General features: G+C 65.4%; 10 protein-coding genes and 1 pseudogene. 5 read left to right on the plus strand and 6 right to left on the minus strand.

Features of this window, described 5'->3' with window-relative positions:
- The 4 genes from MIC448_RS01190 to MIC448_RS01205 form a co-directional block, all read right to left on the minus strand.
- Positions 1-492 (minus strand): metallophosphoesterase (locus MIC448_RS01190; protein WP_051512877.1); only part of this gene is annotated, 492 nt, incomplete at its 3' end.
- Entirely contained in the window at positions 485-889 is a 405-nt protein-coding gene (locus MIC448_RS01195; RefSeq protein WP_036294802.1) for a hypothetical protein, read from the minus strand. The genes MIC448_RS01195 and MIC448_RS01190, both read right to left, overlap by 8 nt.
- 28 nt (positions 890-917) lie before the next feature.
- Positions 918-1,313: a hypothetical protein gene (locus MIC448_RS01200; RefSeq protein ID WP_036294805.1), complete on the minus strand. Its 396-nt coding sequence runs from the start codon at positions 1,311-1,313 to the stop codon at positions 918-920.
- Positions 1,314-1,362: 49 nt separating this feature from the next.
- Positions 1,363-1,716: a helix-turn-helix domain-containing protein gene (locus tag MIC448_RS01205; protein ID WP_036294808.1), complete on the minus strand. Its 354-nt coding sequence runs from the start codon at positions 1,714-1,716 to the stop codon at positions 1,363-1,365.
- 250 nt (positions 1,717-1,966) lie between these two features.
- Between MIC448_RS01205 and MIC448_RS01210 the strand changes: the two genes are divergently transcribed.
- Genes MIC448_RS01210 through MIC448_RS01225 form a run of 4 tightly spaced genes read left to right on the plus strand, consistent with a single transcriptional unit; the run spans position 1,967 to position 8,311 of the window.
- Positions 1,967-2,689, plus strand: a complete 723-nt coding sequence (locus MIC448_RS01210; protein WP_051512879.1) for a TnsA-like heteromeric transposase endonuclease subunit — start codon at positions 1,967-1,969, stop codon at positions 2,687-2,689.
- Complete coding sequence (locus MIC448_RS01215) at positions 2,686-4,803, plus strand: DDE-type integrase/transposase/recombinase (protein WP_051512882.1); 2,118 nt, start codon at positions 2,686-2,688, stop codon at positions 4,801-4,803. Before MIC448_RS01210 ends, MIC448_RS01215 begins: the two co-directional genes overlap by 4 nt.
- On the plus strand, positions 4,800-5,921 hold the full coding sequence (locus MIC448_RS01220; RefSeq protein WP_036294811.1) for an ATP-binding protein: 1,122 nt from the start codon (positions 4,800-4,802) through the stop codon (positions 5,919-5,921). The genes MIC448_RS01215 and MIC448_RS01220 overlap by 4 nt, the downstream gene beginning before the upstream one ends.
- A 26-nt stretch (positions 5,922-5,947) precedes the next feature.
- Positions 5,948-8,311 (plus strand): TniQ family protein, encoded by a 2,364-nt coding sequence (locus MIC448_RS01225; protein WP_243419823.1) that lies wholly within the window; start codon positions 5,948-5,950, stop codon positions 8,309-8,311.
- On the opposite strand, the gene MIC448_RS01230 is transcribed toward MIC448_RS01225, so the two are convergent.
- A complete protein-coding gene (locus tag MIC448_RS01230; protein ID WP_036294817.1) occupies positions 8,265-8,549 on the minus strand; it encodes a helix-turn-helix transcriptional regulator in 285 nt (94 codons plus the stop codon). The two genes, MIC448_RS01225 and MIC448_RS01230, sit on opposite strands and share 47 nt — an antisense overlap.
- Positions 8,550-8,620: 71 nt before the next feature.
- Positions 8,621-9,736, minus strand: a complete 1,116-nt coding sequence (locus MIC448_RS01235; protein ID WP_157811347.1) for a HEPN-associated N-terminal domain-containing protein — start codon at positions 9,734-9,736, stop codon at positions 8,621-8,623.
- 163 nt (positions 9,737-9,899) lie between these two features.
- On the opposite strand from MIC448_RS01235, the pseudogene MIC448_RS01240 reads away from it, so the two are divergent.
- Positions 9,900-10,773: pseudogene (locus tag MIC448_RS01240) on the plus strand (hypothetical protein); the annotation flags it as partial.

Here is a 10,773-nt window from a genome sequence, read left to right on the forward strand (position 1 = left end):
CCCGTGGATGAGCGGGATGCCGTCGTCCCACCGTGGGCGATGCGACGTGTGGCGGTCCTGTTCCTGGCTGTCGCCGGCGTAGGGGTAGTGCGAGGCGATGATCCGGTACCCGTGGCGGGTGCCCTCGATGACCTCTGGGAGGATCTCCCAGCCCGCCGCTTCGTACATGGGCAGGAATCGCTCTATCGCCCGTTTCGACTGTGTCGCGGGTGAGACGCGATCGTGGTTCCCGGGTACGAGCAGCCTGCGCCCGTTGAGCCGCGCGGTGAGCGCGATCGATTCCTCGATCGAGCCGAGCGCCACGTCGCCAAGGTGAAGGACGACGGCGCCTGGCGACACCGTGTCGTTCCATCGGCAGACGAGATCCTCGTTCATCTCCTCGACGGTGGAATAGGGCCGACCGGCGAGTTCGCTGATGCGGGCGTGGCTGAAGTGCGTGTCGGAGGTGACGAAGTCGACCTGATCGAAGTCGAACGTCGGATAGTCAAGCACCTCGAACCTCGTCGTTGGCGTTTATGTCGAAGGCGCGCAGGAGGAGCCGTTCCACGTCGCTCACCGGCTCAGGAGGAAGATCCTTCATCTCGTCGCGGAGCCGGTCCAGCGCCTGTTCGATCAGTGGGCGGTGTTGGTCACGCCAGGCGCGGATCCCAGGATCGCGCAGGAGGCCGGACTCTGCGCTCCCCTCGTAGCCGAGCAGCAGCTCGGTGTCGATAACCGACGCCATGACACGCGCATCGATGTTTGGCGACGAGCGCAGGCTCGACAGGTGGGTGACGGCATCCGAGCCAGACACATCGATGCGGTAGCGCTGGATGTCGCCATACTCCGTCGTCTCGGTCTTGACGTGGGAGACCGTGATGGAGCGCCCGCCGATGATGATTTCTCGCACGCGTGCCCCTCGATCCGAACTGGCCAATCTACTCGGACTCGGTTCGGTTCGCCTCGGCCACAACGTCGACGCGTCCTGGCCGGACGATGTCGTCGTATCCGGGGACGAACGCTATCGTTCCGAGCCGGGTCCAGTAGCTGATGAGCCATCGCTGGAGCAGGTCGCGTTGTTCGTGGCGTTCGAAGAGTGTCCGTCCGGGATCCTCGATCGCGGCATCCCAATCGTCGATCTCGAAGACCGCCTCGATGAGTTCGGCGCACGTCGGTCCGTTGCCACGTTCGTCCCACCAGGCCACCGTGAGCATGCCGGCGCGATTGGCAGTCGAGGTTCCGCCGGGCTCATCGATCGTCCCAAGGAGGGCGCCGAGGTACGGGTCCTCAGCCGCAGTCGCGAATGCCTCGTAGTGGTCCTCGGCAACGCTCATAGAGGAAGGATGCCATACCGATTAGGCATACGACCTTCGTGAGCGTCTACTAGCGACGCGCCGTGGTTGCTTCCCACTGGATGGTGAAAGTTCCGGCTGCGCGTGCGTCTGCCTCTGCTTCAAGCCGTAGTGCGTAGTCCCATGTCGGGTGCACCGCGCGCTGGTAGATCCTGATCCGCTCGGCGGTGACCTCATCCGTTCGCCGGACAAGCCCCAACTGCTTGAGGCGCTTCAGCAGGGCGTGGATCGTGCTGGTCGACAGCCCCGTGGCTGTTGCGACGGAGGGCGTGGAGAACTTTCCGTCAGGGGACCGTGCGATCTCGGCCATGAGCGCGAGCATGTGGTTGCTTCCGAAGGCAAGCTTCGAAAGCTCCTCGCTCTGTTCGCTCGGCACGGTCTCCACCGCCTCATTTTCGCATGAGGCGCTCAGCGCAGCAGGAGCATCGCGGGGCGTGGTCCGACGGCGTGGCGCGTGTTGTGTATCTGACCTCCCCAGCGTAAATGTCACATTCACTGCTCGCAGCCATCGGCATGCGAGAGAGCTCCAACGCGAAGAACTCGACCCGCGTGTCGAACCTCAAGAACAGAAGAGACCTCCGTACGTTAACGAATCAAGAGTTATGACTCATTGTTCGCGACTCGTAGGAGTTGACGTGCCAACATCGCCACCGCAGTACACGCTGCGACTCGACGGGAATGACCTCGAGCGGGGCAAACTCGCGGATCTCGAGGCTCGACACGTCTTCGAGGCCGAGCCTCGGCGGACGTTCCGCTGGCATCGGGGACAGCGGCATTACCCAGGGCGCTACTGGTGCGCCACCACGGAAGGCTTCGTCGGGTACGAGAGTCGCCTCGAGCTCGCGGCGCTTCTCCTCGAGGACTTCGACCATCGGGCGGTTCGGATCGCATCGCAGCCGTTCGAGTTGATCGCCGATCGAAACGGTGTTGAGCGAAGCTACGTGCCCGACTACATGATCGAGCACGATGACCATCGCTTCACGGTGATCGAGGTCAAGCCGAAGCGCCGGCTGGAAGACCCGGAGATCGCGGGTGCACTCCGGTGGGCGGGCGACATTATCCAATCCCGCGGATGGGGATATCGGATCGCCACCGAGCCCGACCCAGCGCTGCTCTCCAACGTCCGGTTCCTTGCGGGGTATCGACGCCTCTGGCAGTTTCCCCGGCGCGACGTCGAGGTGGTCGAGGCGGCGATAAGCGAGGCGCCCACATTTGGCGCGGCCATGCGGAGCGCCGGGGCCGCCTTGGATGACATCCCCTATGCGCGAGCGGTCGTGCTCCACCTGCTCTGGCGCCGCTCGATTCTCTGCGACCTCACATCCGCCCTTGCCAACCACACCGCATTGGAGACGCCATGAGCCACACCTTCGACATCCGCATCGGAAGCACCGTCTCGTTCGACGGCAGTCTCTGCACTGTCATCGAGATCGCCGGCGACGCCCTTGTCCTCGTCGACGGCGCGAAGAAGACCCGACGCGTGCGACTCGTCGAACTTCTGCGCGGCGCCACGGATGCGTTCGGGATACCGTCCGAGGAGGTTGCACTCACACCGCTCGCCCTGATCTGGGCGGACGCGACGGAAGAGCAACGCGACGAGGCAAGGCGGAAGGCGGCGCACGTCCGAGAGATGCGCACCGGGTTCGCGTCGGGGATGCCGACTCTTGCTCAACCGCACGAGCCGCGACCGGAGTACAACCCGAAGCTCACGACCATCCACGAGCGGCGTCGCGCCAAGGCCGCAGAGCTTGGCGTCAGCCCGAAGACGCTGAAGCGCTGGGACGATCGGTTCGACGAGGGCGAAGATCTCGCGCTGCTCGACTTCCGGAAGACGTCCTGGACGCCGGCGCTCTCCGGGCTCGATCCGCGCTGGGTCGACATGTGCCGACGTGTCGTTGAGGAGAACGTTCGCGGCGCGAAGCGCAGTGTCACGACCACCCTCGCCATCGTGTTGGCGAGGGTCAAGCGCGAGTACCCGGATGTCGAGGTGCGGATACCTTCCGAATCCAGCGCTCGTGACGCGGTCGCCGAGCTCACCCGCGGGAAGGGCACGTTCGGCGCCAGCATGCGGGCCCAGCGATCCATCGAAACGCGGCCGCCCGTGCCGTACGGACGATTGGTCGCGACGAGACCCGGTGAGTACGTCGTTCTCGACACGACGCCCCTCAACGTCTTCGGCGTCGCACCCGTTACCGGCAAGTGGATGCGCGCCGAGCTGACCGTCGCCCTCGACCTCTATGACAGATCCATCCTCGGCCTCCGTCTTGCACCCATCTCCACCAAGGCGGTCGACGTGGCGGGCGTGCTGATGGAGGCTCTCTCACCCCGCGAGATGCCGGCCGAGTGGGGCGACCGAGCAACCTGGCCGTTCCATGGCGTGCCGGAGAACATCGTCATCGACGTCGAGAACCTCAAGGCGCTGCGGTTCCGCCGTCCCGGCATCCTTCCGGACACGATCATCATCGATCACGGCAAGCCGTTCATGTCGATCCATGTCGCGAGCGTGTGCCAGCGGCTCGGGATCTCCATCCAGCCCGCACATGTCTACACCGGCACCGACAAGGCGTGGGTCGAACGCTGGTTCCGCACGATTGACGAGATGCTGCAGGAGCTGCCCGGCTACAAGGGCAAGGACATCGCCTCCCGAGGGGAGGCGCCGGAGAGCGAGGCGGTCTACACGATCCCTCAGCTCGAGCAGATCATCCGTGAATGGATCGCCACGGTCTACCACCTCCGCCCGCACGGCGGACTCGTCGACTCGCAGCTGCCCGCAGCCAAGATGAGCCCTGCGCAGAAGTTCGAGCAGGGGATCGCGGTGGCCGGCCGCATCCGTGTTCCGTCGAACCCCAACCTGCTGCTCGAGATGCTCCCTGTCGTCAAGCGCAAGTTCAACCACTACGGCGTCGAGGTCGGCACGCTCCGCTACAACGGCGACATCGTGGGGAAGTACTACGACCGGTCGCGGGCGATGGCGAAGAGCAAGCGGAAGTGGCAGTTCTCGGTGAACCCTGACGACTTCTCGCAGATCTACTTCAACGACCCCGACGACAACACGTGGCACGTCTTGCGCTGGGAGCACGCACCGAAGGTGCCGGTGCCATTCAGCCTCGACGCGCTCGAGTACGCCAAGGGCATCGCGCTCGACCGGCGCAACGGCGTGAATGTGTCCGAGGCGCTCGGCGAACTCCTGGAGCGGTGGGGTGCCGGCCGCGCGAGCACGCCCGCGGAGAAGCGCATCAGCGCGCGACTTGCCGCGCAACTGGCCGAGACCGCGGACGGCCCGGACAGCCCGTTCTTCCCGCACATCGCTAGGCAGATCGCGCAGCAGATGGCCGGACCGGACCTGAGCGACGAGCTGGGCATGCTCCCGCTCGCGCCGGCACTGGCGAGCGAGAATGACGATCCACTCGCGCTCACCGCCGAGGTGCTTATCGAAGAAGATCTCGACGACATTGACCTCCTGGAGGACCTGTGATCCTTCCGCTCGAGCGTGACGAACTCCTCTCCCGCTGGGAGGGGTGGCGACACTTCGCTGAGGGGCCGGCGCTCGAGAAGCCCGAGCATCTGTCTGCGAAGCAGATCAAGAGGCTCGGGGAGGATGATCGGGTCGCCTATGACTACCAGCGCGAGCGGTATCACGCGAACTTCCTCGTCACGACTCCTCAGGTCAAGCGGCTCAACGTGCGTTTGTGGGACCTTCTCGACGCAAACCAGCAGGGGCCTTCACGAGTCAAGGGGGCGGCGGTCATCGACTCGCCCCCAGGCCTGGGCAAGACCACTGCCGTGGACGCGTTCGGGCGAGCCTTTCATCGACGGCAGATCTTGAGGCACGGGCGTGACTTCGACGACGGGCAGACGCTCCACATCCCGGTCTGCCACGTTGCATTCAAGGGCCACACGACCACGCGTGCGCTCAACGAGGCAATCCTGAACTTCTACAACCACCCCTCCGCCGACGCGGCGGAGACTCGGCATCTGCGAAACCGCAACCTTGCTACTCTCGCGGCGGAATCGGTCCGCCGTCACGGCACGCGGTTGATCATCGTCGACGACGTGCACTTCCTGAAGATCCACACGGACGAGGGAGTGGCGCTGGCGAACGAGCTGAAGTGGCTCGCCAACGAGTACCCCGCGACCTTCCTGTTCACCGGCGTCAACATGACCGACACGGGACTGCTCAGCGAGAGCAAGACCACCAAGAAGCTGGCAATGTCACAGATCGCGCGACGCTGGACCAGGCTCGCCCTTCCCCCGTTCGCGCACCCCGTTGATGAGCATCGAAAAGCCTGGCTCTCGCTCCTCGGCACGATCGAGACTCACCTCGTGCTTGCCAACGCAAAGCCCCGGATGCTGCGCGAACAGGCGGACTATCTCTACGAGCGCTCGACCGGCATGATCGGCTCGCTCTTCAAGCTGATCACCCTCGGGGCTGTGCATGCGATGCGGGACGGCATCGAAGAGCTGACTCGAGAGGTGCTCGACGAGATCGACATCGATGTCGCAGCCGAAGACGCTCGGGAGGTTGTCGCGAAAGAGCTCGAGGAGATGAAGCGTGCGGCGGCCAAGCGGAGCACGTCGCGGGCCATCGCATGAGCCTTCGTCGCCTGCCGCACGTCGCCATGCCACTTCCAGATGAACCTCTCGATTCGTGGGTCGAGTTCATGGCCCACAGCTACGGGGCCACTGTCGGCGAGATGGCGCGAGCACTAGGACTGGTCGGTGGGAAAGGGATCCCTGCCGCGGGAGCGCAATCCTCACGGGCGTGGTCCACCGCGCTCGAACCGCAGCAACTCCGCAACCTCGAACTCACGACCGGGCGGTCGGGCGATGAGTATCGGGCGATGACGCGCACCACGTTCGCGGCGAACGCCATCCGCCTCACACCTCAGGGGCGCATCAGCGCGTCGTGCCCGGCCACTGGAGTCGCTGCTCGGTACTGCCCGGAGTGCCTCGCCGACTCGGGAGGTCGATGGCGCCTGTCTTGGCAGTTCCCGTTCGGGTTCGCCTGCCTCCGCCACAAGCGTCTCCTCGTCGACGCGTGCCCGGGATGCGGCCAGCCTCCGCGGCTCATCGGACATCCCCTCACGCTTGTTCCGGAGCCGGGACGCTGCCACAACCGACCAGCAACCGAATCGACCGTGTTGCGGGCGCGTTGCGGTGCGGACCTGACCTCGAGCGAGGAGTTCGTGGCGGCGCACTCCGAGACGCGCGAAGCGCAACGACTGATCTTGAGGGTCGTAGCCACCGGCATCGGCGAGTTCGGCATCTACGCAGACGGTCGACCGAGCACGATCCAGGTCCTGTCCGACATGCTGTTGCTGTCTCGCGCGGGACGACAGGCGCTCGTCGACGGAGAGCGATTCGAGTGGATGCCGGAAGGCCAGGCCGACGCGAGCCCGATCACGTCCCACCGACGTACCGGAAAGGTGGAGCTGCGGCCAAGCACCGCCCGAGAGGTCGCGCTCGGAAACACCATCGCCTTCGAGGCGCTGCAGGCAGGCGAACGAATCACCGACCTGCTGCGCGGACGCGTGAGCATCCATACGGCACTCGACCACTACTCCCCACCCCTGCGAGACCACGTGAGTCGTGCGCTCGGCCGAACGAGACGCCCCACAGCGACCCTTCAGGCCGTGAAGGTGTGGGTGACCAACCCGGAAGTTCGCGCTGCGAAGCTCCCAGCGGTTCTCTGGCCCGAATGGACCGCTCGGCTCGCACCACGGCGGCTCGACGCGGAGATCGCCGGCGGCGCTTTGGCGGCGGCGGTGGTCTTCGTTGGGACGCGACTCACTCACGGTTCAGCGATCAAGCTCCTCGATCAGGAGGCCAAGGGACGTCAGGTCAGCCACGTCATGCGCTCCTTTGGCCGCAATGCGCCCGAGGCCGACACGATCCGCGCGATCGCGCGGATCGCTGCGTTCCTCGACGAGACGCCGACGCCGATCGACTTTGCACGCCGCCGGGCGATCGACTACTCCGGCATCCTGCCTCGCGACGAGTGGCGCGAGATCTGCCGAAGCAGGAACGTGCTGCCGGGTGGGGTTCGCCGTTGGCAGGTCGCTCGAGCACACCTCTACGTGCTGCTCAGCGGGAACAGGCTGGCGCGGGCTCCGTTCGCCGACGAGCCCGGGTTCCCTCCTTTCGCGGCGGTACGGGACCTTCGAGCCGGCATGCCAGCTGCCGTCGCGGCGGCACTCGACGCGGTTGGCGCTGACTTCCTGAGGCTGCAAGGCGTCGACGAGCCCGTCTCGTGGGTGCCGGAGCTGGGGGTTGTCGGGGTCTCAGACGAGGTCGCCAGCCCGAACGAAGGACGATGGCCGCAAGCCCGCCCCGCCCGGGCTGCGGTGAACTCGGTGCGTGCGGTCGCTGCATACTCCGCCGGGCGCTCGGTCAGCGAGATCGCGTTCGACCACGGTGTCGCCCGTCAGACTGTCGGTCGCGTGCTCGCGGCCGAGGAAGTGGAGACGCGCCGCGGTCGCAGAAGCACCGTGATCGACCCGGAGTGGCTACGGGAGCGGTACATCGTCGAGCGCCACACGATCCCCGAGATCGCGGCCGAGGTGGGGGTGACGATGACCACGATCAATCGCCACCTCGAGGCCGCCGGTATCCCGCGTCGTGCCCGCGGGAGCGCGAGCCGAGCGACTGCGATCCGCGTCGACCCGCGCGCCGGAGACTCGCCGCTCTTGCGCACGATCCTCGTCGGTCAGGATGCCACGCAGCGAGCAGAGCGGTTCCTCATCGTTGCCCGGCACGACACCATGACGGCAGCCGCTCGCGAGATCGGCGTGACCCTCAGCATCCTGGCGAATCAGATGAAGCGCATTGGGTCGGATGCGGGTGGTGCGCTGATCACGCGAGCCCAGCGGGGACAGCCGCTCACCCTGACGGAACTGGGGGTCGAGGTGCGGCGCGAGCTGGCCGAGGCGTTCGGCGTCAGCGGAGCCGAAGGTCGGGAGCTTCTGGCGGAAGGATGTCCGTGAGCGCGACGCCCAGGGTCTGCGACATCGCGAGAAGGGTGCGGATCGTCGGATTCGCCGGCGTCCCCGGCTTCGACTCGCCCTTCTCGTACTTCTGGTACGTGTAGCGCGTTAACCCCGAGCGGTACGCGACGTCCTCTTGACTGAGCCCGCGCTCGTGTCGAAGTCGCTGAAGGTTCGTGGCGAGCTGCCCGGCGTAGTCGCTCCAGGCCGCATCCTCGGGTCTGGTCCGCTTCGCCACCGATCCAGCGTTCCCGCGAACGGGCGTCGGTATGGCCTAATCGGTATGGCAGACTCTCGCTGAACTGGCGCTCAAAGCGGTGCCGCAATCACTCGGACTGTGGCTGGGTCAAGTTCGAGGAGGGAGTCGGCGTTGGCATGACCGGCGTCAGTCATCCGTTCGTTCGCCGCGAAAACCACGCAGTTTGTGACCGCCGGATCTTTAGATGAGCGCCACAGTATGCCGTCCACGGGACCTGCGGGACCGCGCAGCTCGTATCGCAGGTACTCCGCCACGATCTGTGTCGGGACGTAGTCCAGGTTCTGGCGATCACTCGGATCAGCGACGCGAGCGACATCCTCAACGAAGTCGCGCATGAAGGCAATCGGTGCCCGTTCATGTCGTCGATCGGGATCAAAGAGTGAGGGCACCTCGTCGACCATCGTCAGATCCACCACCGTGATGTCGCGCAGCAGCTTGAACGCCCCGATCGTCCCTTCGTCCTTCGGCCCCGCGTACCCAGCGACTTCCGCTTGGGCGCCGACGGCGGTGGTCGCACCGTAGAACGCTCCCATGCCCTTGGCTGTCATGCGGTTGTCCTTCGCCCATTGGTCAGGTGGCGATCCGAGCGCTGTCGCCGAACGATGGTGCTCCCCAGACGCGTGTACACGCACACGCCACCACTTCGTTCCCGCGTCGAGTGTCCGTATCTGGCCCGCGGTCTCCACTGCGTCGGCAAGTGCCGCTGGGATCGCATCCATCGTGATCTCGCCTGCGCCGTACATGGATGTGGTGTCGCGGACAAGGAACGTGTATCGCCGTCGATGCTTCACATATTGGCGAAACGCCTCCCATCCCCACCGCAGGGCGTCTGTCGGTGAGGCCGCGTAGGGGTCTCGTTGGACCCATGCGTCTTGCTGGATCGCAGTGGCTAGGTCTTCAAACAGGCGCCCATCTTCCGTAACCTCGTGATTCCCCAGGAGGTCCCACGGATCCAGCAGGCCCATCTGGTATCCACCGTCTGCGGAGGAGTAGACCACCTGCTCTACCGGATCCTCGTACTCGTACCGGAAGCCGTCGACGATGAGGTCGAGCACGACGTTGACGGACGCGCTTGCCTCGGGGTGACTGGGTGAGTTGTGACAGTAGTCACAAGGCGCCCGTCCGCCGGATTCACGGACCGCCGCGCTGAGCGCGTAATCGGTCAAGCATGCCGAGCAGACTGTCTTCCCGACGTCTGACCATCCGCGCGATTCGATTTCGTCGAGGAGTCGTTGAACACCACCCATGACGATCCACGCTACTCAATGAAGTGACTGCGTCAGCAGGTTCGGGTGGCACGGAACGCCATGTCGAATGTTGTCGATAGTGTTGATCCACGTTGCCCGCTGCCCGAGGAGCGTCGATGCCCGGAACGCCTTGCCCGTCGTGGTTCCAACCGGGAACGCGATGCCATACGTCTCGGGTGTCGACGAGTCGGATGCCGTGATGTTCGGCCGTTCCGCGGCACAAGACCCGCAGACTCGGCCGGCGCGGCTGGCAAGGCTCGCGCGAAGCGGGAACCCGGAGCTTCGCGCGCTCGTTGCGTGCAACGCCAGCACCCCCCCGAGTGCTCTGGCTGCTCTGGCGGGCGACAGCGTACTCGGCATTGTCGCCACGGTCGCTGGTAACCCCTCCGCCCCTGAAGCCACGCTGGAGCGTCTCGCGAATAGCCGGGACGAGCACGTTCGAGCCGCCGCGCTAGGCAACCCGAGCACGCCTGCAGCTGTTCTCGGAAACATACTTGGCGGCCGTGGAGTCACTCTCGCGGAGAAGGTTGCTGCGGCTGGTAATCCTTCGACACCGGTAGCGACTCTCTCCCGCCTCACGTGGCGCGACGCGCCGCAAGAGATCAAGCTGGCGGTGGCGAGGAACATGCAAGCCTCGGCGGAGACCTTGTCGGGCTTGTTCAGTTGGCACGACCGGGAGAAGGCGAACATGCGGGCAATAGCCCGGGCCCTGGCAGAGAATCCCGCAACACCAACATCGACGCGAGCGTATCTCTACGAGCAGGAGGATCTCCGTGCGATCGTCGTGGCCACGACTCCTGTGGAACCGATCGCGAAGCGAATCTCCCAAGTGCGCAGCAGTGGGTATGTAAGCTCGGCGACCTTCGAGCTTCTCGCGAAGGACAAGGACCAAGCGGTACGGCGAGCCGTCGCGAGTGCACCCGGTACTAAGCCTCGATCCACCGATGAGCCTTCGG

It is taken from the genome of Microbacterium sp. C448 (assembly GCF_000582705.2).
Taxonomy (GTDB): Bacteria; Actinomycetota; Actinomycetes; order Actinomycetales; family Microbacteriaceae; genus Microbacterium; species Microbacterium lacus_A.